The sequence below is a fragment of the Enterobacter sp. Acro-832 genome (assembly GCF_011752745.1).
GTDB lineage: Bacteria > Pseudomonadota > Gammaproteobacteria > Enterobacterales > Enterobacteriaceae > Enterobacter > Enterobacter quasiroggenkampii.
In genome coordinates, this window is the sequence record NZ_VWWX01000002.1 from 661,473 (window position 1) to 685,028 (window position 23,556).

The window sequence follows — 23,556 nt, forward strand, 5'->3', positions numbered from 1 at the left end:
CAGGCTAAAATGACAGTTTATCGCTAATATCGGACAAACTGATGATTGGTCTGGGACTGGAAGGCTACGATCCAGATAGCCAGCACGATGCGGCCGTCGCATTTCGCATTCAGGTGGTGGCGGAGGAACAGTACATTCCCCGACATCATCACCGTAAGGGGCAGTTGATTCTGGCCCTCGGCGGCGCAATCACCTGCGAAGTGGAAAATGCGATGCTGATGGTGCCGCCTCAGTATGCCGTCTGGATCCCCGGCCAGATGCCGCACAGCAACAGGGCCACGCCGGGCGCGCAGCTCTGCTTTTTGTTTATTGAGCCGGGGGCCGTCAGCCTGCCCGAGCGCTGCTGTACCCTGAAAATCTCCCCTCTGGTGCGGGAGCTGATTTTATCGCTGGCGGAAAAATCGCGTGAGCAGCTCTCTTTTGCGACCACGTCGCGCCTGGTGGACGTGCTGTTTGACGAGCTACCGCTCCAGCGTCAGGAGCATCTGCAGCTGCCTGTGTCGCCTCATCCCAAAATCAGGCTGATGAGCGAGAAGATGGCGGAAGAGCCCGCCGCCTGGCAGACGCTAACGCAGTGGGCGAGCCACTTCGCCATGAGCGAGCGCAATCTGGCGCGGCTGGTGGTGAAAGAGACCGGCTTAAGCTTTCGCCGCTGGCGCCACCAGCTGCAGCTGATTGTGGCGTTACAGCATTTAATAAGCGGGAAATCGGTGCAGCAGGTGGCCCAGTCACTGGGCTATGACTCGACCACCGCGTTTATCACCATGTTCAGGAAGGGACTGGGCCAGACGCCGGCGCGTTATATGGCCAGCCTGACTACGACTTCCCAATAAACAGCGAGACAAGGCCAGCCGCAATCAGCGGGCCGACCGGTACGCCGCGAAAGAGCGCCACGCCCAGCACGGTGCCCACCAGCAGACCCGCCACCAGCGAGGGCTGGCTGCTCATCAGCGTGACGCCGCGACCGCCCAGCCACGACACAAAAATCCCCACCGCGATCGCCACCAGCGATTTCCAGTTTACAAACGAGTGCAGCAGCGTTGAGGCGGGAAGGGTACCGCTGGCAATCGGCGCCATCACCCCAATGGTTAAGATGATAATCCCGATGGTGAGGCCTTGTTTTTCTATCCACGGGAAAAAGGTATTTAACGGGGTCACGCGCACAATGATCAGCACCAGAATCGAGATGGCGACGGTAGTGTTATGGCTGATAAAGCCGAGCGCGGCGAGTGCCAGAAGAATGAGCAGAGTAGGGTCAAACATAGGGAATCCTTGCCAGAAAAATTGTTCTGTTTACTGTACGCGCAAACGCGGCAGAGAACAGTGTTAAAAAGATTTTGTCGTTGTCATAACCTTGTCATTTACGCGGATTAAAACGAAAGCAGATATCGCAAAAGGGGTCGCCATCATGAACGATCACATGTTTGTGGAAACGCTGATTATCTCCTCATCGTTTTTCGCTATTGCCGTTATTCTCGTTGCCTCCGTGCTGTTTCTGGAACGAAAAGGCTGACAGGGCGTCAGCCATCGCAGTTACGCTTTATGGAAGGTGACGAGCTCAGGACGGGCGATGCGCAGATAATCCTGGGTATCCATAATCACGGATTTCTCCAGCAGGCCGGCGTTAAACGCGATTTCGTCAAAGCGCTCGAACAGCAGCGGGTCGGCAACCAGTGCCAGGTCAGGATGAAAGCTAAAGGGCGGGATAGCGCCGAAAACGCAAGCGGTCAGGGCATCGACTTCGGCCGGGCTGGCGAGGGAGGCCTTTAGCCCGCCAAAATGGCTGGCAAGCTGGCTCAGGTCAGCCTGCAGGTCGGCGGCCAGAATCGCCAGAACGTGTTTTTTTACGCCGTTTCCCTTCACCTTGCAGACCAGGGCCTTGGCGCCTTGCCGCAGATCGGTTCCGCGAATTTCACTTACCGCTTCACATTTCCCGACCGCCTCGTGCTCCATGACGCGAAAACGCGCGCCCTGCTCGGTAAGTAAGGTAATGAGCTGCTGGTGGGTTCCTGTTCCTATAACGTCGTCAGTCATAACGATTTTCCCGGTGATAATCCAGTATGCAGCCTTCTACATTAGCACGGGATGAACAGGGTCGAAAGAAAACAGCCAGCGGGTTCGCTGGCTGTTGGTTTATGCGTTGCTGGTAGCAGACTGCTTGTGGAACAGCTCCCTGAACACCGGATAAATGTCATCCTGGTCACGGATATGCTGCATGGCGAAATTATCGAACATCGCCTGCAGATGCTCATACTCCCGCCACAGGGTCTGGTGCGCGCGACGGGTGATTTCGATATAGCTGTAGTAACGCACGACCGGCAGAATTTTCTTCGCCAGGATCTCGTGACACAGCGGCGAGTCGTCGGCCCAGTTATCGCCATCCGACGCCTGCGCGGCATAAATATTCCACTGCGCCGGGTCGTAGCGCTCTTTGACCACTTCATCCATCAGCTTCAGCGCGCTCGAGACGATGGTGCCCCCGGTCTCCTGCGAGTAGAAGAACTCATGTTCATCCACCTCTTTTGCCTGGGTGTGGTGGCGGATATAGACCACCTCCACGTTCTTATAGGTTCTGCTCAGGAACAAATAGAGCAGGATATAAAAACGCTTCGCCATATCTTTGGTGGCCTGATCCATCGAGCCGGACACGTCCATGAGACAGAACATCACCGCCTGGCTGGAGGGCTCAGGGCGTTTTTCGTAGTTCTTGTAGCGCAGGTCGAAGGTGTCGATAAACGGTACCCGTTCGATCTTCGCCCTCAGCTCTGCAATCTCTTTACGCAGGCGCTCCTCTTCCAGCAGTTGCGCCGGTTCCGTGTTTTCCACCACCTTCAGGCTACTCTCCAGCTCGCGCAGTTCGCGACGTTTGCCTGCCGTCATGGCCGTACGTCGCGCCAGCGAATTCTGCAACGAACGCACGACGCTGATGTTGGCGGGCACGCCGTTGGCGGTATAGCCCGCGCGGTGGGTTTTATATTCATTAAGTTGACGATGCTGATTCTTTTTCAGATTCGGCAGCGCCAGGTCTTCGAACAGCAGGTCGAGATATTCATCTTTCGAAATCTGGAAGACAAATTCGTCCTGGCCTTCACCGTCCTGGCTGGCCTGTCCCTGACCGCTTCCTGAACCACCGCCGCCGCCCTGAGGGCGCTCAATTCTGTCGTTCTGAACGAAGTGGTCATTACCTGGGTGTACGCGATGGCGCAGGCCGCCTCGCCCCTGATGAAACATCGGTTCGCTGATGTCATCGGTGGGGATGGAGACAGACTCGCCGCTGTCGACGTCGGTCACCGAGCGTTTGTTGATGGCCTCGGAGATAGACTGTTTAATTTGCGCTTTATAACGACGCAAGAAGCGCTGGCGGTTTACCGTGCTCTTGTTTTTGCCGTTAAGACGCCGGTCAATAAACCAGGTCATATACCCCCCGTACTGCATTTGCCAACTTGCATTTTGTAGGCCCGGCAGGCGCTAACCGCCGCCGGGCACTTGTTTTAAGACGATTTACGCACGCGCAGGTACCATTCGCAGAGCAGGCGGACCTGTTTGCGGGTGTAGCCTTTTTCCATCATACGGTCGACAAAATCGTCGTGTTTTTTCTGTTCATCGGTTGAGGTTTTGGCGTTAAACGAGATCACCGGCAGCAGCTCTTCGGTATTGGAGAACATTTTCTTCTCAATGACCGTGCGCAGTTTCTCGTAGCTGGTCCAGTTCGGATTGCGCCCGTTGTTATGCGCTCTGGCGCGCAGGACGAAGTTCACAATCTCATTACGGAAGTCTTTCGGGTTACTGATCCCGGCAGGCTTCTCGATTTTTTCCAGCTCCGCGTTCAGGGATTCACGGTCAAACAACTGGCCGGTATCCGGGTCGCGGTACTCCTGATCCTGGATCCAGAAGTCAGCGTAGGTGACATAACGGTCGAAAATGTTCTGCCCGTACTCTGAATAGGATTCCAGGTAGGCCGTCTGGATCTCTTTGCCAATGAACTCGGCGTATTTCGGGATCAGGTAACCTTTCAGGAACTCAAGGTAGCGTTCAGCCTGCTCCTGCGGGAACTGTTCGCGTTCAATTTGCTGCTCCAGCACATAGAACAGATGAACCGGGTTGGCCGCCACTTCCGCATGGTCGAAGTTAAAGACGCGGGAGAGGATCTTAAACGCGAAGCGCGTGGACAGACCGTTCATCCCTTCATCAACCCCGGCGTAGTCGCGGTATTCCTGATACGATTTCGCTTTCGGATCGGTATCCTTCAGGCTCTCACCGTCATACACGCGCATTTTCGAGTAGATGCTGGAGTTTTCCGGCTCTTTCAGGCGCGAAAGGATGGAGAAGCGTGACAGCGTTTCCAGGGTGCCTGGTGCGCACGGCGCATGCACCAGCTCACTGTGGTTAAGCAGTTTCTCGTAAATTTTGATCTCTTCGGAGATCCGCAGGCAGTAAGGCACCTTGACGATGTACACGCGGTCAAGGAAGGCCTCATTGTTTTTGTTATTACGGAAGGTCACCCATTCAGATTCGTTCGAGTGGGCAAGAATGATCCCGTTAAACGGCAGGGCAGAGATACCTTCCGTCCCGTTGTAGTTCCCTTCCTGAGTCGCCGTCAGCAGTGGATGCAGCACCTTGATGGGCGCTTTAAACATCTCGACAAATTCCATAATCCCCTGGTTAGCCCGGCACAGCGCGCCCGAGTAGCCGTAGGCATCCGGGTCGTTTTGCGCGAAGTTTTCCAGCTTGCGGATGTCGACCTTACCAACCAGCGCCGAAATATCCTGGTTGTTCTCATCACCGGGTTCCGTTTTGGCGATGGCGATCTGTTCCAGGATCGACGGCCAGACTTTCACCACGCGGAATTTGGTGATGTCGCCACCAAATTCGTGCAGGCGTTTGGCCGCCCACGGCGACATGATGGTGCCGAGGTAGCGACGCGGGATGCCGTACTCTTTATCCAGAATCTGCGCATCTTCCTGCGGATTGAACAAGCACAGCGGATGGTCATTCACCGGGCTGCGCTCGCCGTTGGCGCTCAGCACATAGATAGGCACGCGCTGCATCAGCGACTTCAGGCGTTCCGCCAGCGAGGATTTACCGCCGCCCACGGGGCCGAGTAAATAGAGGATCTGTTTCTTCTCTTCCAGACCCTGAGCGGCATGCTTCAGGTAGGAGACAATCTGTTCGATGGCATCTTCCATACCATAGAACTCTTCAAACGCCGGGTATCGGGCGACCACCCGATTCGAAAAGAGACGGGAAAGCCGGGGTTCCAGGGCAGTGTCAACCATGTTTGGCTCACCAATAGCCATTAACAGCCGTTCTGCCGCATTGGCATAGGCACTGCGATCTTGCCGACAGATGGTAAGAAACTCCTGCAGTGTGAACTCTTCGTCCTTGGCAGCTTCATAGCGCTGGCGATAGTGATCGAATATATTCATGGCATGCCGTCCTTTCGTTTTTTAGCACAGGATAAGAGCCGTTCGTATGAGTAGTGGAGGCTCCCGGAAGAGAATCTCTCGCACCTCACTGCCAGAGCAGCAACCTGTGTGCCAGGTCAGACGCTAAGAACCGCAGGTGTTCAGGAAAACTCTTCTTAAATTAAAGCGTAGATGGCATTTGCAAAACTTGCATGCCCATAAAATCTACTTTCAATGACATATCAATAACTCATCCAAAAATTTCCACTCTGGTAATAAGGCAAAAGCACGTTTTTCATTCAGCGGTCATGTAAATGAAAGCAGGTTGTCATCTGATAAGTTAAAAATAATGGGTTAATCGGACTGATTAGCAGGCAAAAAATTTTGGGATGTACGGGAATGGCGGTTACACTTCACCCGCTGATTATTTGACTACAGGAAAGAATGGATTGTGACCAAACTCAAACTTCTGGCATTAGGCATCCTTGCCGCGACCGCAGTAAGCACCGCACAGGCGGAAAGTCAGTGGACGGTTGGCGCGGGTGTTGGCGTCATTAACAGCCCGTACAAACAGTATGACCGTGATGTTTACCCTGTTCCCGTTATCACCTATGAAGGGGATAACGTCTGGTTCCGTGGGCTCGGCGGCGGCTACTATCTGTGGAACGATACGGCCGATAAGCTCTCCATCATGGCCTACTACGATCCGACGCACTTCAAGCCGGGTGACAGCGACAGCCACGCGCTTCGCCAGCTCGACAAGCGTAAAAGCTCGATGATGGCCGGCCTCTCTTATGTGCATAACACTCAGTATGGCTTCCTGCGTACGGCCCTGGCAGGCGATACGCTGGATAACAGCAACGGTTTTATCTGGGACCTGGCGTGGTTGTACCGCTATACCAACGGTGCTTTGACTCTGACCCCGGGGATTGGTGTGCAGTACAACAGCGAGAACTACAACGACTACTATTATGGCGTCTCTAAAAACGAGTCCCGTCGTAGCGGTCTGAAGAGTTACAGCGCAGATGACGGCTGGGATCCGTACCTGGAGCTGACCGCGAGCTATAACTTCCTCGGCGACTGGAGCGTGTACGGTACTGGCCGTTATGAGCGTCTGAGCGATGAAGTGAAGGATAGCCCGATGGTCGACAAGTCCTGGGCAGGCATCTTCTCTGTCGGTGTGACCTACAAGTTCTGATTGTGCACTCTTAGTGTGCAATTGATGCATTAAAACGGGGCGCATGCGCCCCGTTTGCTTTAGTGTGGTGCAGTGAGATTATCGCTTAACAATGCGGATCGTCTGCCCTAAACGAGATGGCTTTTCTTCACTCGCTTTCTGCGGGGTGGTCACGCAGGCGGTTTCCACGCAGACGAACGTTTTATAACCGTCGTCAGGCACGTCGGCCATGCTGACAGACAGCGCCGGACCCGGGTTCCAGCCTACCACGTTGCTATGATGGTGATGTACCACCTCGATGCCGCGGTTCAGGGCACCGTCGTGGATCATGCTGCATGCTTCCGGATGCAGATAGACGCGGTCGGTACGGTCAGGAAACGCCTGAACGCCGTCACTCAGCTTCCCTTCTTTGGCGTTATCGACTTTGTCGATAAAGGTATCGCCAAGGCCGCTCACCTTCACTGCACTGATGTCACCCACGTTGAAATAGGTGTGCAGGGCGGAGGTGGTTTCGAATTCGCCGTGGGCTTCCAGTTCGATTTCACAGGTTTTACCCAGCTTAAAGCGGGCGTACAGGGTGAAATCGTGCGGCCAGAGGGCACGAGTTTCATCGTTAGCCTGCAGCTCAAAGGTCAGCACGGCGCCGTTGTCGTCTTCGTTATGCGCTTTCAGGGTCCACTGCTGGTTACGGGCAAAACCGTGAGAAGGCAAACCCGGCTGTGCGGACGGGCCGAACCACGGCCAGCAGATCGGTACGCCGCCGCGAATCGCCGCCCCTTTTTTGAAAGAGGTCGCATCGCTCAGCCACAATCCCTCTGCTTCACCTTCGGGTTTCCAGGAGAGCAGGTGGGCGCCGTTCAGCGCCACGGAGGCCTTAACGCGTGGATGGTCAACGACGATAACGTCAGCACCGTCAATCTGGCGGCGGGAGAGCACAGGGGTAAGTTGTTCGACTACCGGAAGTGCAAAAATTTTATTAATCATTAAGCAATCCTCTGTCTTATAAATAAAAAAGGCGACCGAAGTCGCCTTTTTGGATCAAACACTCATCTCAACTTATTTGGAGATGTGAGCGATCAGGTCCAGTACTTTGTTAGAGTAGCCGGTTTCGTTGTCGTACCAGGATACCAGTTTAACGAAGTTGTCGTTCAGTGCGATACCTGCTTTAGCATCGAACACGGAAGTGCACACTTCGCCGTTGAAATCGGTAGAAACAACGTCGTCTTCGGTGTAACCCAGAACGCCTTTCATTGGGCCTTCGGAAGCAGCTTTGATTGCTTTCTTAATTTCTTCATAAGAAGCAGCTTTTTCCAGACGAACGGTCAGGTCAACAACGGATACGTTAGGAGTTGGAACGCGGAACGCCATACCAGTCAGTTTGCCATTCAGTTCTGGCAGTACTTTACCTACAGCTTTAGCCGCACCGGTAGAGGATGGGATGATGTTCTGAGCCGCGCCACGGCCGCCGCGCCAGTCTTTGTGAGACGGGCCATCAACGGTTTTCTGAGTAGCGGTGGTTGCGTGAACGGTAGTCATCAGACCTTCGATGATGCCGAAGTTGTCGTTGATAACTTTAGCCAGCGGTGCCAGGCAGTTGGTGGTGCAGGATGCGTTAGATACGATATCCTGGCCAGCGTAAGTTTCGAAGTTTGCACCACGAACGAACATTGGGGTGTTGTCTTTGGAAGGACCAGTCAGAACAACTTTCTTCGCACCAGCAGTGATGTGTTTACGTGCAGTTTCGTCGGTCAGGAAGATACCGGTTGCTTCAGCAACAACGTCAACACCAATTTCGTTCCATTTCAGGTTAGCTGGGTCTTTCTCAGCAGTAACGCGGATGGTTTTGCCATTTACAACCAGGTGGCCGTCTTTCACTTCAACGGTGCCGTCGAAACGACCGTGAGTTGAGTCGTACTTCAGCATGTACGCCATGTATTCAGCGTCCAGGAGATCGTTGATACCAACGATTTCGATGTCAGAACGTTTCTGAGCAGCACGGAAAACAATACGGCCGATACGGCCAAAACCGTTGATACCTACTTTGATAGTCATATATTCCACCAGCTATTTGTTAGTGAATAAAAGGTTGCCTGTAAAATTACAAAAACCTTACGCAGCGTCAAGCGGAATCGTGTCAATCATTGCGACAAATCAATCCTGTGACTAACGTTTGTGCGACTGACTCGCCTCACTTTCCCTTTGAGCTTGCAACCACATGGGGGCTGCGCCCGGAATTTTAAAGTCCTCGCAGGATAAAAATGTGAATGTGATCACAATTGCCTGACCGCCTTTTCGCGACACATAAGTTTAGATCAAAAGTGCACGCAAGGGTGTTAATGTTTTGTTAGAATGCGGGGTAAAAGATGTCTGTTTCTACAGCGAGATGTAAGCATATGTCGAACCAACGTAACCCTGACGATTTGAAAAAAAACCTCACAGAAATGCAGTTTTACGTGACGCAGAACCACGGAACGGAACCCCCGTTCACCGGGCGTTTACTGCACAACAAGCGGGACGGTGTCTACCACTGCCTGGTCTGTGATGCCCCGCTGTTTAATTCACAAACGAAATTTGATTCGGGCTGCGGCTGGCCGAGCTTTTACGAGCCGGTGAGCGATGAGGCTATCCGCTATCTGACCGACTCGTCGCACGGCATGGTGCGCACCGAAATTCGCTGTGGCAACTGCGATGCGCACCTTGGGCACGTCTTCCCGGATGGCCCTCAGCCAACGGGCGAGCGTTTCTGCGTGAATTCAGCCTCAATGAGCTTCACTGACGACGAAAACGGCGACCAGATCAAGGGTTGAAAAAACGATTCAGCAAATTATTCCTTCGAAAGGGCGGGATTGTGAATATTGAAGACATGATTAGCAGGATGACGCCGGAAATTTATCAGCGTCTGGTCACCGCCGTAGAGCTGGGAAAATGGCCCGATGGCGTCGCGCTGACCCCGGAGCAGAAAGAGAACAGCCTGCAGCTGGTGATGCTGTGGCAGGCGCGCAACAACACTGACGCGCAGCACATGACGATCGACACCCGTGGTCAGATGGTGATGAAGAGCAAGCGTGAGCTGAAAGAGGACTTCGGTATCACGCCGAAGCCGATTGCGACTTTCAAATAAGGCTCTCCCTGTAGGCCGGGTAAGCGCTAGCGCCACCCGGCACACTACACCTTAGTGTGGGATCCCGAGCGACGCCGCCAGCTGCTTCGCTAACTGGTTTTCGTCATCCGCGCCATACTCCCAGAACATCGCTCCGGCGAGCCCTTTCTCTTTGATGTAGTCCGCTTTGATCGCCACGGATCGCGGGTTCTCATACGAAATCGCAAACAGCGCGCTGCCATCGGCACCTTTCACCGAGAGCCACGGCACCTTTGCCTGGTCGTCCCAGTGTTCAGTAAAGCGTTTCTGCGGATCGTTCAGCAGCTTTTTGACGATATCGTTGTACTTCACGTAGGTATCTTTGGTCAGGTCATAGCCGAGTGACTTGAATAACCCAATCTCCTGCGGCCCGAAGTAAGGCTGAGTGGCCGGATTTTTTTGCGCATCGGGTTTTGTCCAGTCAATGCCCGGTTCCACGGCGCGTTTCGGTACGCGGCCATAGAAACCAATCCCGAGATTCATCTGCTGCGGCTTCAGCCCGGCGGCCAGATAGTTGTTCACCACAAAATCGACGCTGTATTTGTCCGCGGCGGCCACCGTCGGCCAGGTGCTGGAGTCATACAGGTTGGCGTTAAAATACTGCGTACCGTACGCCATGTCGTAGGTCATCAGGTTGATGTAGTCGAGCAGGGGCGCAATGGCTTTCACATCCACCCAGCTTTTCGGACTTTCCGCATTCGCGCCTACCGCAATGGTCACCAGCTTTTTATGCCCGAACGCGTCGCGCATCTCCTTCAGCAGGGCGGTAAAGTTATCCCTGTCGGCGGGCTGGCTTGCCACCAGCCCCCAGGCGCCGTTAACCGGATACTCCCAGTCGAGATCGATCCCGTCCAGACCATATTTTTCGACAATCTCCTGTGCGGAGCGGATGAACACCGCGCGGCTCTCTTGGGTTGCCGCTGCGCCAGAGAAGCCACGCGCGCCCCAGCCGCCGACGGAGAGCAGGACCTTAAGATTTGGGTTTTGCTTACGCAGAGTGGGGATTAAGGCCAGATCGGACGCCACTTTTGGCGATAGCCAGATTTGATGCAGCTTCGCCGGATCTTTCAGCGCGGCGTTGGTTTCGTCTTTTTCGTCGTTATAGACCAGACCAAACGAGTAGTTCAGGTGGGTGATCTGGCGAACGTCCAGTTTATTGATATCGCCACCCGGTCCGGCGGTGACATCGCCACCCCCGTTAAAGTAGCCCACGGACATCAGGGAACTGGCGGAGGCAACTGACGCGCAAAGCAAGGGTAATGCTGCCAGCAAGGGCAAACGTTTCATACAAGTTCCTCTTTGACTAAATAAAATTAACCACGCCACGGAAAAGGCGTGGCGAAAAAACAGCCTGAAGAGAATAGCATTGCCGCTTCGCTGAGGTTGCGAGGGAGTTCACTTTATGGGAGATCGGAGGGGGGTTGCCGGGTGGCGCTGACGCTTACCCGGCCTACAAAACCAAAGAAGTAGGCCGGGTAAGGCGCAGCCGCCACCCGGCTTAAAAGGCCTAAGCCTGCGTTTCCAGCCAGTCTTCGAGCGTATACAGCGTCGCGCCTTCCGCAGCCATATCCATAAACGCCTGGGCGCTGTCCTGCGGGTGAATGTTCACCCCGCGGCAGCCGTCGGTGATGACGCTGACGGTGTAGCCTAACTGAAGCGCGTCCAGCACGGTGAACTTCACGCAGTAGTCCGTTGCCAGCCCCAGCACAATCAGCTCCGTGATTTCGTGGTGACGTAACCATGCATCGAGAGCGGTTTTCTGACGATGCCCGTTATCAAAAAACGCGCTATAGCTGTCAATAGCCGGGTTTTCGCCTTTGTGGAACACCGCATCGATGGCCTTTTGATTCAGGAGCGGATGCAGCGCCGCGCCTTCCGTCTGCTGTATGCAGTGATCCGGCCAGAAGGTTTGCGCCAGCCCGTCGAGTTCACCCTGGGTGAAGGGCTCGACATTGTGCTGGCTGGCAAAGCTGCCGTGATTTGCCGGGTGCCAGTCCTGGCTTGCGACAACCGCTTCACCGCGGGCTTTGCACCAGTCAATCAGCGTGTTGGCCACGTCAACGGTACTGTCACCTTCGGCGACGGCCAGTGCACCGCCCGCGCAGAAATCATTTTGCAAATCGACCAGGAGCAGGGCGCGTTGCTTCATGAGACCTCCTTATTCGTCAGGCGTCAGTTCGCCGCGCAGGTTTTGCATCATCGCGCTGCGAATGGACTGAATGTCCAGATCCTGACTCAGTAAATAGTGAAGTTTAGTCAGCGTTGCCTCAACGGTCATATCGAAACCGCTGATCACCCCCGCATGCGCCAGCGCGTTGCCGGTGGCATAGCCGCCCATATTCACTTTACCGGACATACACTGGGTCAGGTTCACCACCACAATTCCACGCTCGCTGGCTTCCTGAAGCTCTTTCAGGAATTCACCGTTCTGCGGCGCATTGCCCACGCCGTAGGAGCGCAGGATCAGCGCCTTCACCGGCTGGCGCAGGAAGTTACGCACCACGTCCGCAGAGATACCCGGATAGATGGTGACCACGCCAATCGGTTGCGGAGTAATCGGATGCACAATCAGCTCGCCCGCGGTGTTCGGCGCAGGAGGGGTTCCCAGACGACGGATATGAATACCGGCCTCCAGCAGCGGCTGCAGGTTAGGTGAGGCAAAGGCGTCAAAGCCGTCGGCGTGGGCTTTGGTGGTGCGGTTACCGCGATACAGACGGTTGTTAAAGAACAACGACACTTCGTTAATCGGGTAATTCGCCGCCACGTACAGGGAGTTCAGCAGGTTGATCTGCCCGTCGGAGCGCAGTTCCGCCAGCGGAATTTGCGACCCGGTGACGATAACCGGCTTGCTCAGGTTCTCCAGCATGAAGGAGAGCGCCGAGGCGGTAAACGCCATAGTGTCGGTACCGTGCAGGATCACGAAGCCGTCGTACTGGTCGTAATGGGCTTTAATGTCATCCGCGATGTGCTGCCAGTCTTCCGGCGTCATGTCGGAGGAGTCCATCAGCGGCTCGTATTCGTGGATAGTAAAGTCAGGCATTTCCGGACGGTGGAATTCGGGCATCAGCGCAAGCTGACGCTGCAGGTGGCCGGAGACGGGGATATAGCCGTTTTCGGAGCGCTGCATACCGATGGTACCGCCAGTGTAGGCTACATAAATCGATTTCTTCTGCATGGTAGTGAGTTCTTGTTCTTCAAAAGAAAAAAATCCCCTCTTCGCGGGAAGAGGGGACGGTTTTTAACGGACGTTCGCGCAGGTCAGGCAAAACGCGTAACGACTCTGTGGATCGTTAAAGGCCGCAAGCTTATCGCTTTCCGCCTTCATCGCTTTTGCCGCCGTGGCGACCGGCGCAGGCAGGTAAGCCTGCAGCGCCTCCGGCAGCATGGCGCGTACCGAGCCGGACATGCTGTCCATGACCATATCGAAGAACGACGGTTCGTCCTGGTAATACTCGATATGCCACTGCTTCAGCTTCGCCAGTTCGGCGGCTTTCTTCACCGCGTCATCGAAGTCACCCAGGCTGTCCACCAGTCCGTTGCTCTTTGCATCCTGACCGGTCCAGACGTGACCCTGTGCAATCTGGTCGATCTGCTCAGGCGTCTTTTTACGCGAGTCTGCGACCAGGGTGATAAAGCGTTTATAGCCGTTCTCAATGCTGAGCTGCATCATCTCAGAGACTTCCGGCGGCAGGGATTTGGTCACCGAGACATCCGCGAGCGGAGAAGTCGCTACGCCGTCGGTATGCACGCCCAGAGAATCCAGGCTGTTCTCTACGGTGTTGATCACCCCGAAGATACCAATCGAGCCGGTCAGCGTGCTTGGGTTAGCCACGATGTAGTTGGCTGGCGTGGAGATCCAGTAACCTCCGGAGGCGGCCATTCCGCCCATTGAGACGACGACCGGCTTGCCGGCGGCGCGCGCCGCGGCCAGTTCAGCGCGGATCACCTCGGAGGCGCTGACGCTACCGCCAGGGCTGTTGACCCGCAGGACAATCGCCTTCACTTTCGGATCCAGGCGCGCATCGCGGATTTGTGACGCGGTAGTATCGCCGCCCACGTTCCCCGGGGTCTCCTGACCGTCCATGATCGCACCGTTAGCAAAGACCACCGCGACGCTGTCACCGTTCTCATCCGGTTTCTTCGTCGAGTAATCATACATGCTGATGGCGCTGTAATTTTTGTCCTCTTTGCTCCAGCCAAACTGTTTGCTCAGGGATTTTTCAATCTCGGCGCTGGTGCCCAGGGCATCAACCAGTTTGTTATCGAGCGCATATTTCGCGGTATCGCCGTCAACCTTACGCAGTCCTTCCAGAACGCCCTGCGCGCCAGGGAACACCTGCTCAGGCGTAATCTGACGGTTCGCGGCAACGGTGCCCAGATAGTTCTGCCACAGCTCACCAATCCAGCGACTGTCCGCTTCGCGGGCGGCAGGGGACATATCGTCACGGATAAACGGCTCCACGGCAGATTTGTACGTACCGACGCGGAAGACGTGGGTGGTGACCTTCAGCTTATCGAGCAGCGATTTGTAGTACAGGCCGTTGGTGGCAAAGCCGTGCAGATCGACCGTACCCTGTGGAGAGAGCCAGATCTTATTGGCGAAGCTCGCCAGATAATATTGTCCCTGGCTGTAGCTGTCGCCCACGGCAATGACCGGCTTGCCGCTGTCGCGGAATTCGCGCAGCGCTTTACCGATGTACTGCATAGACGGCTGATCGCCGCCGGCAAAATCTTTCAGATCCAGCACGATGCCGGTGATGTTGCGGTCATCTTTGGCCTGACGGATGGCATCGACGATATCGAACAGGGAATTTTCCTGCAGACGGTCTGACGTGGCGCCAAACAGCTGACGGCTGATTACGCCCAGACGGTTGCTGGCTGACGGTTTATCAACGATTACGCCGGTGATATCAAGTAACAAGGCCCCGCGAGTCGAATGCTGCGCCTGATTCGCGTTGCTGATGTGCATCCAGATACCCGCGCAAACCAGAACCAGCAGGATGAAGAAGATGTTCATCACCAGGTTGCGGACGAAGTTGAGCAGTCGCCACGTCCATTTAAAGAAACCGGCAATAATTCGCCAAAGGGTTCGCATGTATTCTCCCTAACCAGAAAATGACTGTTTCCGTCGCCACTGGACGGTAATGTTGGGTTATCGTAATGACCCAACCGCCACTTGTCAGCAGGAATCGCCTGCCAGGCTGTAACAAAATCTGCCGTCGTGTTAATTTTGTGAGTAAATTTCAAGAAAGGAGTTAACCAATGGACGCACTCGAACTGCTTGTTAACCGCCGTAGCGCTTCCCGTCTGGCCGAACCTGCCCCGGCAGGCGAGCAGCTGGAGAACATTCTGCGTGCCGGCATGCGTGCCCCCGATCATGGCACACTGCAGCCGTGGCACTTCTTTGTAATTGAAGGCGAAGGACGCGATCGTTTCAGCCAACTGCTGGAGCAGGGGGCGGTGGCCGCAGGGCAGGATGAGAAGGGGATCGACAAGGCGCGCAATGCCCCGTTCCGCGCCCCGATGATCATCGCCGTCGTGGCAAAATGTCAGGCGGGCCATAAGGTGCCGGTCTGGGAGCAGGAAATGTCCGCGGGCTGTGCGGTGATGGCGATGCAAATGGCCGCCGTCGCGCAAGGCTTCAACGGTATCTGGCGTACCGGTGCGCTGACCGAAAGCCCGGCGGTCCGTGACGGTTTTGGCTGCGGTGAGCATGACAAAATTGTCGGTTTCCTCTACCTCGGTACCCCGCAGCTTAAAGCCTCCAGCACCATCAGCGTGCCGGACACCACGCCTTTCGTCAGCCGCTTCTGATAGCGCACGCTAAACTGTCTGGATTCTGAGCATCTGCCGCAGAATTCAGACAGTCATACTTACCTCTTTATGGAATGAGCGCTACCATAGCGCGATTGAGATGACAGGAGACGTCCATGAGCGAGCAAACCATTCGTTTAACGCAGTACAGCCACGGAGCCGGTTGCGGTTGTAAAATTTCCCCGAAAGTGCTGGAGACCATCCTTCACAGTGAACAGGCGAAGTTTGTCGACCCGAACCTGCTTGTCGGCAATGAAACGCGCGACGATGCTGCAGTTTATGACTTAGGTAACGGCACCAGCATTATCAGTACCACCGACTTCTTTATGCCGATTGTCGACAATCCGTTCGATTTCGGGCGCATTGCGGCCACCAACGCCATCAGCGATATCTTTGCCATGGGCGGTAAGCCGATTATGGCGATCGCCATTCTGGGCTGGCCGATCAACACCATCCCGCCGGAAGTGGCCCGTGAAGTGATTGATGGCGGCCGTTTCGCCTGCCAGCAGGCAGGAATTGCGCTGGCCGGTGGTCACTCTATCGATGCGCCGGAACCTATCTTCGGCCTGGCCGTCACCGGCGTGGTGCCGACCGAACGCGTGAAGCGCAACAGCACCGCACAGGCGGGCTGCAAGCTGTTCCTCACCAAGCCGCTGGGCATTGGCGTGCTGACCACCGCCGAGAAAAAGTCCCTGCTGAAACCGGAGCACAAAGGGCTGGCAACCGACGTCATGTGCCAGATGAACCTCGCCGGTGCGGCGTTCGCCAATATCGACGGCGTGAAGGCGATGACCGACGTGACCGGTTTTGGTCTGCTGGGGCATCTCTCCGAAGTGTGTCAGGGCGCGGGCGTGCAGGCGCAGGTCTGGTATCAGGACGTGCCGAAGCTGCCGGGCGTGGAGGAGTACATTGCTCAGGGTGCCGTTCCTGGCGGTACCCAGCGTAACTTCGCCAGCTACGGTCACCTGATGGGCGAAATGCCAGAAGAATGGCGCAACCTGCTGTGCGATCCGCAAACCTCCGGCGGCCTGCTGCTGGCGGTCACGCCGGACTCCGAAGCCGAGGTCCAGGCCACGGCCGCCGAGTTCGGCATTACCCTGACGGCGATCGGCGAGCTGGTAACCGCGCGCGGTGGCCGACCGATGATTGAGATCCGTTAATTCGATGCGGTTGTTTATTGCCGAAAAGCCGAGCCTGGCCCGTGCCATTGCCGATGTGCTGCCCAAGCCGCATCGCAAGGGCGACGGCTTTATCGAATGCGGTAACGGGCAGGTGGTCACCTGGTGTATCGGTCACCTGCTTGAGCAGGCGCAGCCGGATGTCTATGACAGCCGCTACGCCCGCTGGAATTTGAACGATCTGCCCATCGTGCCGGAAAAATGGCGCCTGCAGCCCCGGCCTTCAGTCACCAAACAGCTCAACGTGATCAAGCGCTTCCTGCATGAAGCCGAAGAAATCGTGCACGCGGGTGACCCGGACAGGGAAGGACAGCTGCTGGTCGATGAGGTGCTGGACTATCTGGAGCTGGCGCCGGAAAAGCGCCAGCAGGTGCAGCGCTGCCTGATCAACGACCTCAACCCGCAGGCGGTCGAGCGAGCCATTTCGCGCCTGCGCGCCAACAGCGAGTTTATTCCGCTGTGCGTCTCGGCGCTCGCGCGTGCCCGCGCCGACTGGCTGTACGGTATCAACATGACCCGCGCCTACACCATCCTCGGGCGCAACGCGGGCTATCAGGGCGTGCTCTCCGTGGGGCGCGTGCAGACGCCGGTGCTGGGGCTGGTCGTGCGTCGTGACGAAGAGATTGAGAACTTCGTCGCTAAAGATTTCTTTGAGGTGAAAGCGCATATCGTCACGCCTAAAGACGAGCGCTTTACCGCCGTCTGGCAGCCGAGCGATGCCTGCGAGTCGTATCAGGATGAAGAGGGGCGTTTGCTGCACCGTCCGCTGGCGGATCATGTGGTTAACCGCATTACCGGACAGCCGGCTATCGTTACCAGCTATAACGATAAACGGGAATCAGAACCCGCGCCGCTGCCGTTCTCGCTGTCGGCCCTGCAGATTGAGGCCGCGAAGCGCTTTGGCCTCAGCGCGCAGAACGTTCTGGACATCTGCCAGAAGCTCTATGAAACCCATAAGCTGATCACCTATCCGCGTTCAGATAGCCGCTATCTGCCGGAAGAGCATTTTGCCGGTCGTCATTCGGTGATGAACGCCATTAGCGTGCATGCGCCGGATCTGCTGCCGCAGCCGGTGGTGAACCCTGACACCCATAACCGCTGCTGGGACGACAAAAAGGTGGACGCCCACCACGCGATTATCCCGACGGCGCGCGCCAGCAACGTCAATCTGACCGACAACGAAGCAAAGGTCTATAACCTGATCGCCCGCCAGTACCTGATGCAATTCTGCCCGGACGCGGTGTTCCGCAAATGCGTGATCGAACTGGAAATCGCGAAAGGGAAATTCATTGCGAAAGCCCGTTTCCTTGCTGAAGCAGGCTGGCGCACGCTGCTGGGGAATAAAGAGCGTGACGAGGAGAACGACGGCACGCCGCTGCCCGTCGTTGCCAAAGACGATGAGCTGCTGTGTGAAAAAGGGGAAGTGGTGGAACGTCAGACCCAGCCGCCGCGCCATTTCACCGATGCGACGCTGCTGTCCGCGATGACCGGCATCGCCCGGTTCGTGCAGGATAAAGATCTGAAGAAGATCCTGCGCGCCACCGACGGTCTGGGTACGGAGGCAACCCGCGCGGGGATCATCGAGCTGCTCTTTAAGCGCGGTTTTCTTGAGAAAAAGGGGCGCTATATCCATTCGACCGAGCCGGGCCGCGCGCTGATTCACTCCCTGCCTGAGCTGGCCGCCAGGCCGGACATGACCGCGCACTGGGAGTCGGTGCTGACGCAGATCAGCGAGAAGCAGTGCCGCTATCAGGACTTTATGCAGCCGCTGGTGGGGACGCTTTACCAGCTGATCGATCAGGCGCGCAGCACGCCGGTGAAGCGCTTCAGAGGGATGGTTGCACCCGGTGGTGGCGCGAAGAAACCTTTCAAAAAGAAAAAGAGCGCGGCCGCCTCTTAACCCGTAGGCCGGGTAAGGCGAAGCCGCCACCCGGCGAAAAGCAGCTCTGCGTCCTGAAAAAAGCCCGGTGGCGCTAACGCTTACCGGGCCTACACGTTGAGAACGCAGCGAAAACTTAAATCACACCCTGCCCAATCATCGCATCCGCTACCTTCACGAACCCGGCGATATTCGCCCCGCGCACGTAATTGGTTTGCGATGCTTCACCGCCATATTCCACGCAGGCGTGGTGAATATCCAACATGATATGGTGCAGGCGCGCATCCACTTTCTCCGCCTTCCAGCCGAGACGCGCGGCGTTTTGCGCCATCTCGAGGCCGGAGGTTGCGACGCCGCCCGCGTTGGCGGCCTTGCCCGGTGCAAACAGCACGCCTGCCTCCAGGAACAGGTCCGTCGCGTCGATCGTGGTCGGCATGTTTGCCCCTTCGGCGACCGCTTTTACACCATTGCTAATTAACGTGCGCGCGGCTTCAGCATCCAGCTCGTTCTGCGTGGCGCACGGCAGGGCGATATCCACCGGCACGCCCCACGGCTGTTTACCTTCGAGGTAGGTCAGGCCAAACTCCCGGGCGTAATCCGCCACGCGTCCATCGCGGCTGGCTTTGATTTCACACAGGCGCGCCAGCTTCTCTGCCGTGAAGCCCGCTTCATCCACCACCGTTCCGCTGGAATCAGAGGCGGTCACTACGCGAGCGCCAAACTGCATCGCTTTCTCAATTGCGTACTGCGCCACGTTACCGGAGCCGGACACCGCGACGCGCATACCTTCGAAGCCTAAGCCGTGACGCTTGAGCATAGCTTCGGTGAAGTAAACCAGACCGTACCCGGTCGCTTCCGGGCGGATCAGGCTCCCGCCAAACGACAGCCCTTTGCCGGTAAAGACGCAGGCGCTGTTGTTGGAGAGCTTTTTCATCATCCCGGCCATAAAGCCCACTTCACGTCCGCCCACGCCGATATCACCGGCAGGCACGTCGGTGTCAGGACCAAGATGGCGATAGAGTTCGGTCATCAGCGCCTGGCAGAAACGCATCACTTCTCCTTCGCTTTTGCCTTTCGGGTCGAAATCGCTGCCGCCTTTCCCGCCGCCCATGGGCAGCGTGGTCAGCGCGTTTTTAAAGGTCTGCTCGAAGCCGAGGAATTTCAGAATCGACAGGTTCACGGACGGATGGAAACGCATGCCGCCCTTAAACGGACCGATGGCCGAGTTAAACTGTACGCGCCACGCGCGGTTAACCTGCACCTGGTTGCGATCGTCCACCCACGTCACGCGGAACTGGATCACGCGCTCTGGCTCGACAAGGCGTTCAAGCAAAGACATCTGGCGATAGCGCGGGTTTTGTTCAAGGAAGGGCCACAGGGTGGTCATCACTTCACGCACGGCCTGGGCGAACTCGCTTTGGTGCGGGTCGCGCTGCTGAACATGGGCAAGGAAACTTTCCAGAGAGCGTGTCTGATCCATAGATATAAGAGCCTCTTATAATAATGTTTGTATATGACTTATGCGTTTTGTGTTGTTTTTTTGACTATACCACCCGTACTGCTTTGTCTGGCAAGCAGAAATTCAGGGCGAAAGGGAAATTAATGAAATGCGCTGCGTCATAACCAAAAGCGATGACGAGATATATTAAAGGTTCCGCGCTGGTTTACCGTTATAGTCATTATCAAGGGAACAACAGGAAGATGTGTCTATGAACCGTTATCTACTGACCGCATTATGTGTGATCTTTACCGCAGGTGCGCAGGCTGACCGCATTCGCCCGGACGTGGAAGTGAATGTGCCGCCGGAAGTGTTTAGCTCCAGCGGCCAGAATCAAACGGCGCAGCCCTGTAATCAGTGCTGCATCTATCAGAATCAGAACTACTCGGAAGGGGCCGTGGTGAAAGCGGAGGGCGTGCTGTTGCAGTGCCAGCGTGACGAGCGCGTTATTGGCACGAACCCGCTGGTCTGGCGTCGCGTAAAACAATAAACGCTTCCAGAAGGGGAATATCCGCGGGGGCTAAGGCGTAGCCAAACGCCTCTTCCGGCGTACACCACGCCAGCGCGCTGTGGTAGTGCGCCGTGAGCTCGCCGCTAAACGCAGGAACGTGCCAGGCGTGCAGGTTGATTAAGCGCTGCGAGACTACACGCTGGTGGCTGGCCACGTATTGCGCAGGGCGTGCTTCAATACCTAACTCTTCACGCAGCTCGCGGATAAGCGCCTCGGGCTGGGTTTCACCCGCCTCGACTTTGCCGCCTGCAAATTCCCACATGCCCGGCTGGTCGGCGTGGGCAGGGCGCTGTGCCAGTAAAATTTTGTCGTCTTTTTCGATGATGGCGGCAACGACATCGAGTGTTTTCAGCATGGTCGTCAATAATTGATAGCGAAAAAAGACATATTATCGTGCCCTTTCTCAGAGTCCAGCTATCAGGAGAATCAGGTGAAAGAGACTACCGCCTGGGTTGCCCCTATCGAATCCCTTCCCGCCAGCCTTAAACCCATTGCCGTGATGCAGAAAAAGCATTTTGGCGCCGTGCTGAATCCCACGCGCTGGTGGGGGCGCATGCCGCGTCTGTTCTGGCTGGTGGCGCTGTTCGTCGGTTTTCTGGAGCGTCGTCGCGCGCGCCTGACGCCCGTGCTTCGTTCGCTGCTCATGACGCGGGTGTCCCAGCTCTGCCACTGCGCTTTCTGTATTGATGCCAACAGCCTGCGGCTGGCCGAGCGCTGCGGGGCGCTGGATAAGGTGCAGGCCGTGAGCGACTGGCAGGGTTCCGCCTTGTTCACGGAGCAGGAGCGCGCGGCGCTGGCCTACGCCGAGGCGGTGACCGCCACGCCGCCCCGGGCGGATGAGGCCATCAGAGCGGCGCTGAAGCGCCACTTTACGGATGACGCCATCACCGAGATGACGGCGCTCATTGCCTTTCAGAATCTCTCTGCCCGCTTTAACGCCGCGCTGGATATTCCGGCGCAGGGGCTGTGCGCCACCTTTAACGAGACGCCTCATGCTTGATCGCCACCTTCATCCGCGGATAAAACCGGCGCTGAATCGTCTGGTCTCCGTGCTGGACCGACCGGGAATAACGCCCGACGGATTAACCCTGACCGGGTTTGCCATCGGCGTGCTGGCGCTGCCGTTTCTGGCCCTTGGCTGGTATCCGGCGGCGCTGGTCGTCATCGTGCTGAACCGCCTGCTGGACGGTCTGGATGGGGCGCTGGCGCGCCGCAGAGGGCTGACCGATGCGGGGGGATTTCTCGATATTGCGCTCGATTTTCTGTTCTACGCCCTGGTGCCGTTTGGCTTTGCGCTGGCAGCACCCGTTGAGAATGCGCTGGCCGCGGCCTGGCTGCTGTTTGCGTTTATCGGGACCGGCAGCAGTTTTCTGGCGTTTGCGGCGTTGGCCGCGAAGCACGACATCGACAACCCCGGCTATGCGCACAAGTCGTTTTATTACATCGGCGGGTTAACGGAAGGGACGGAGACCCTCGCGCTGTTTGTGCTGTGCTGCCTCTTTCCGGCGCACTTTACGCTCTTCGCGTGGGTATTTGGCGCGCTGTGCTGGCTGACCACCACAACGCGCATCTGGAGCGGCTACGTGACGCTGAAGTCACTTAACCCTTAGAGCGCGCTTTCAGGCCCGCGTTCACCGGTCGCCACCGGGTTTTGCGGGTGACTGCTCCATTCGTACCAGCCGCCGTCATAGACGGCGATATTCTTCCAGCCCATCGCCCGGGCGTACATAAAGGTTTCAGACGCCCGCCAGCCGGTGCCGCAGTAAAACGCAACGTGCTGTTCCGGCAGAATATTCCAGCGCTTCCACTGGGCGGCGATGTCGTCAGCGCTGCGCATGGTGCCATCCGGGTTATGGAAATCCTCCATATGGGTAGCATCGCTGCCCGCGTGACCCCAGCGGGCACCGGCAATTTCACCTTTTGGCTTGATGTAGCTGTAGCCGCTGGTTTCGCCGATGAACTCCGGCCACGAGCGAATACTGACAAGGGAGGCATCCTGACGGTGCAGCATGCCGCGCGCCTGTTCCATATCCACCATCAGCTGCGGCTGACCGGGGATCGGCGCGCCAAAATCGGGGGCTGGCATTACTTTACCGGGCGTGCCGCGCTCAACCGGCAGGCCTGCATCTGACCACGCCTTCCAGCCGCCGTCGAGAATACGCACATCCTTCACGCCCGCATACAGCATAATCTGCGCCACGCGCGCGGCGGCGTAGACGTCGCGGCCATACAAGATGACGGTGGTGTCGTGACGGATCCCGTGCTTCGCCAGCATCGCTTTCAGCTTGTCGTCGGAGACTTTATTCCACAACGGTTCGCTTTCCACCTCGTTGGTGTCGATATAGCCCGCGCCGGGAATGTGGTTCAGCAGGTAAAACTTCGGTGCGCCCCAGGCGGCTTCGATCACTTTCCAGTCGCCCGCCGGTGCGGCAGTCACGGGTTTACCCTGCTGGAGCCGGTGGATCCACTGCGGGTAAACCAGCTGTTCAAAGTGGGGCAGACGCTGAAGGCGGTCTGGGGTCTGCAGTGCGTCACTGAGCAGCGAAACTTGGCGGTATCCGGCTTTCTCCAGCCGCGCTTTCACCGCCTGGTTATCGTTTTCGTCGCCATAGAGGGCGATGGTCGTCGCAGGGGTAAGCTGATGCTGTTTTGCCCACAGCGCAATCTGCTCATCGCTCATGGCGCTAAGCCAGGCGGCAGCAAGGTTGAGTGCGGCGGGTTCATGCCCGGAAGGGCCGCTGAGCGTCTGCGGCCAGCCGTTATAGAAGGCGCTGGCGCGTGTGTCGACAGGCGTGCCGTGCTGTGCCTGAAGCTGAGACAGCGTGATGGCGTTGGGCATATCAGCCGCCAGCGAGGAAAAAGAAGCGAGGCCGCAGAGCAGGGCCAGCGCGGTCAGTTGAGAAACACGTTTCATCGTATAACCTGACGTCAGTAAAAGAGGGGGGCATTGTCGTC

Annotated in this window: 24 protein-coding genes; 11 read left to right on the forward strand and 13 right to left on the reverse strand. The window is 56.8% G+C overall.

Annotation, left to right across the window (positions count from 1 at the left end):
• Positions 1–41: 41 nt before the first annotated feature.
• Entirely contained in the window at positions 42–833 is a 792-nt protein-coding gene (locus F3J31_RS09620; RefSeq protein ID WP_167212763.1) for a helix-turn-helix transcriptional regulator, read from the forward strand.
• On the opposite strand, the gene F3J31_RS09625 is transcribed toward F3J31_RS09620, so the two are convergent.
• Entirely contained in the window at positions 817–1,263 is a 447-nt protein-coding gene (locus F3J31_RS09625) for a DUF441 domain-containing protein (protein WP_008500737.1), read from the reverse strand. The genes F3J31_RS09620 and F3J31_RS09625 overlap by 17 nt on opposite strands.
• A 145-nt stretch (positions 1,264–1,408) precedes the next feature.
• Between F3J31_RS09625 and yoaI the strand changes: the two genes are divergently transcribed.
• A complete protein-coding gene (gene yoaI, locus F3J31_RS09630) occupies positions 1,409–1,513 on the forward strand; it encodes a small membrane protein YoaI (protein ID WP_010430055.1) in 105 nt (34 codons plus the stop codon).
• A gap of 20 nt (positions 1,514–1,533) precedes the next feature.
• Here yoaI and F3J31_RS09635 read toward each other — a convergent pair whose 3' ends face one another.
• The 3 genes from F3J31_RS09635 to yeaG all read right to left on the reverse strand — a co-directional run bounded on the left by F3J31_RS09635 (position 1,534) and on the right by yeaG (position 5,426).
• Positions 1,534–2,034 carry a YbaK/prolyl-tRNA synthetase associated domain-containing protein gene (locus F3J31_RS09635; protein WP_008500735.1) on the reverse strand — a complete coding sequence of 167 codons (501 nt, stop codon included), beginning with the start codon at positions 2,032–2,034 and terminating at the stop codon, positions 1,534–1,536.
• A gap of 99 nt (positions 2,035–2,133) precedes the next feature.
• The gene (locus F3J31_RS09640; protein ID WP_032651499.1) at positions 2,134–3,417 is read right to left on the reverse strand and encodes a YeaH/YhbH family protein; all 1,284 of its coding nucleotides are present in this window, start codon (positions 3,415–3,417) and stop codon (positions 2,134–2,136) included.
• A gap of 74 nt (positions 3,418–3,491) precedes the next feature.
• A complete protein-coding gene (yeaG, locus tag F3J31_RS09645) occupies positions 3,492–5,426 on the reverse strand; it encodes a protein kinase YeaG (RefSeq protein ID WP_008500713.1) in 1,935 nt (644 codons plus the stop codon).
• Positions 5,427–5,856: 430 nt separating this feature from the next.
• On the opposite strand from yeaG, the gene F3J31_RS09650 reads away from it, so the two are divergent.
• Positions 5,857–6,603 carry a MipA/OmpV family protein gene (locus tag F3J31_RS09650; protein ID WP_045910236.1) on the forward strand — a complete coding sequence of 249 codons (747 nt, stop codon included), beginning with the start codon at positions 5,857–5,859 and terminating at the stop codon, positions 6,601–6,603.
• Positions 6,604–6,681: 78 nt separating this feature from the next.
• On the opposite strand, the gene F3J31_RS09655 is transcribed toward F3J31_RS09650, so the two are convergent.
• Together F3J31_RS09655 and gapA are read right to left on the reverse strand one after the other, a co-directional pair.
• Positions 6,682–7,566, reverse strand: a complete 885-nt coding sequence (locus F3J31_RS09655; protein WP_048027505.1) for a D-hexose-6-phosphate mutarotase — start codon at positions 7,564–7,566, stop codon at positions 6,682–6,684.
• Positions 7,567–7,638: 72 nt separating this feature from the next.
• The gene (gapA, locus tag F3J31_RS09660; protein ID WP_006809136.1) at positions 7,639–8,634 is read right to left on the reverse strand and encodes a glyceraldehyde-3-phosphate dehydrogenase; all 996 of its coding nucleotides are present in this window, start codon (positions 8,632–8,634) and stop codon (positions 7,639–7,641) included.
• Between the two features lie 341 nt (positions 8,635–8,975).
• Between gapA and msrB the strand changes: the two genes are divergently transcribed.
• Both msrB and F3J31_RS09670 read left to right on the forward strand, forming a co-directional pair.
• Positions 8,976–9,389, forward strand: coding sequence for a peptide-methionine (R)-S-oxide reductase MsrB (msrB, locus tag F3J31_RS09665; RefSeq protein WP_008500710.1), 414 nt, complete (start codon positions 8,976–8,978; stop codon positions 9,387–9,389).
• Between the two features lie 41 nt (positions 9,390–9,430).
• Positions 9,431–9,703 carry a YeaC family protein gene (locus F3J31_RS09670; protein ID WP_167212765.1) on the forward strand — a complete coding sequence of 91 codons (273 nt, stop codon included), beginning with the start codon at positions 9,431–9,433 and terminating at the stop codon, positions 9,701–9,703.
• 51 nt (positions 9,704–9,754) lie between these two features.
• Here F3J31_RS09670 and F3J31_RS09675 read toward each other — a convergent pair whose 3' ends face one another.
• From F3J31_RS09675 to sppA, 4 genes are all read right to left on the reverse strand, one after another.
• Complete coding sequence (locus tag F3J31_RS09675; RefSeq protein ID WP_048027506.1) at positions 9,755–11,008, reverse strand: glycoside hydrolase family 18 protein; 1,254 nt, start codon at positions 11,006–11,008, stop codon at positions 9,755–9,757.
• A gap of 220 nt (positions 11,009–11,228) precedes the next feature.
• Entirely contained in the window at positions 11,229–11,870 is a 642-nt protein-coding gene (gene pncA, locus F3J31_RS09680; protein ID WP_167212768.1) for a bifunctional nicotinamidase/pyrazinamidase, read from the reverse strand.
• Between the two features lie 9 nt (positions 11,871–11,879).
• On the reverse strand, positions 11,880–12,896 hold the full coding sequence (gene ansA / locus F3J31_RS09685) for an asparaginase (RefSeq protein WP_008500705.1): 1,017 nt from the start codon (positions 12,894–12,896) through the stop codon (positions 11,880–11,882).
• 63 nt (positions 12,897–12,959) lie between these two features.
• Positions 12,960–14,816, reverse strand: coding sequence for a signal peptide peptidase SppA (sppA, locus tag F3J31_RS09690; RefSeq protein ID WP_023327147.1), 1,857 nt, complete (start codon positions 14,814–14,816; stop codon positions 12,960–12,962).
• Between the two features lie 167 nt (positions 14,817–14,983).
• Between sppA and F3J31_RS09695 the strand changes: the two genes are divergently transcribed.
• The 3 genes from F3J31_RS09695 to F3J31_RS09705 all read left to right on the forward strand — a co-directional run bounded on the left by F3J31_RS09695 (position 14,984) and on the right by F3J31_RS09705 (position 18,613).
• Positions 14,984–15,535, forward strand: a complete 552-nt coding sequence (locus F3J31_RS09695) for an NAD(P)H nitroreductase (RefSeq protein WP_023327148.1) — start codon at positions 14,984–14,986, stop codon at positions 15,533–15,535.
• 116 nt (positions 15,536–15,651) lie between these two features.
• A complete protein-coding gene (selD, locus tag F3J31_RS09700) occupies positions 15,652–16,695 on the forward strand; it encodes a selenide, water dikinase SelD (protein ID WP_063621402.1) in 1,044 nt (347 codons plus the stop codon).
• A 4-nt stretch (positions 16,696–16,699) separates the two neighbouring features.
• The gene (locus F3J31_RS09705) at positions 16,700–18,613 is read left to right on the forward strand and encodes a DNA topoisomerase III (RefSeq protein ID WP_045910241.1); all 1,914 of its coding nucleotides are present in this window, start codon (positions 16,700–16,702) and stop codon (positions 18,611–18,613) included.
• 115 nt (positions 18,614–18,728) lie between these two features.
• Here F3J31_RS09705 and gdhA read toward each other — a convergent pair whose 3' ends face one another.
• Positions 18,729–20,072, reverse strand: coding sequence for an NADP-specific glutamate dehydrogenase (gene gdhA, locus F3J31_RS09710; RefSeq protein ID WP_008500700.1), 1,344 nt, complete (start codon positions 20,070–20,072; stop codon positions 18,729–18,731).
• Positions 20,073–20,301: 229 nt separating this feature from the next.
• Between gdhA and F3J31_RS09715 the strand changes: the two genes are divergently transcribed.
• Complete coding sequence (locus F3J31_RS09715; protein ID WP_167212771.1) at positions 20,302–20,580, forward strand: YnjH family protein; 279 nt, start codon at positions 20,302–20,304, stop codon at positions 20,578–20,580.
• Here F3J31_RS09715 and F3J31_RS09720 read toward each other — a convergent pair.
• Positions 20,537–20,956, reverse strand: coding sequence for a pyrimidine (deoxy)nucleoside triphosphate diphosphatase (locus tag F3J31_RS09720; RefSeq protein WP_048027511.1), 420 nt, complete (start codon positions 20,954–20,956; stop codon positions 20,537–20,539). The genes F3J31_RS09715 and F3J31_RS09720 overlap by 44 nt on opposite strands.
• Before the next feature lie 75 nt (positions 20,957–21,031).
• On the opposite strand from F3J31_RS09720, the gene F3J31_RS09725 reads away from it, so the two are divergent.
• Positions 21,032–21,601: a carboxymuconolactone decarboxylase family protein gene (locus tag F3J31_RS09725; RefSeq protein ID WP_024908562.1), complete on the forward strand. Its 570-nt coding sequence runs from the start codon at positions 21,032–21,034 to the stop codon at positions 21,599–21,601.
• Positions 21,594–22,211, forward strand: coding sequence for a CDP-alcohol phosphatidyltransferase family protein (locus F3J31_RS09730; protein WP_167212773.1), 618 nt, complete (start codon positions 21,594–21,596; stop codon positions 22,209–22,211). The genes F3J31_RS09725 and F3J31_RS09730 overlap by 8 nt, the downstream gene beginning before the upstream one ends.
• Here F3J31_RS09730 and F3J31_RS09735 read toward each other — a convergent pair.
• Positions 22,208–23,515, reverse strand: coding sequence for a sulfurtransferase (locus tag F3J31_RS09735; RefSeq protein ID WP_167212776.1), 1,308 nt, complete (start codon positions 23,513–23,515; stop codon positions 22,208–22,210). The two genes, F3J31_RS09730 and F3J31_RS09735, sit on opposite strands and share 4 nt — an antisense overlap.
• Positions 23,516–23,556: the final 41 nt, after the last annotated feature.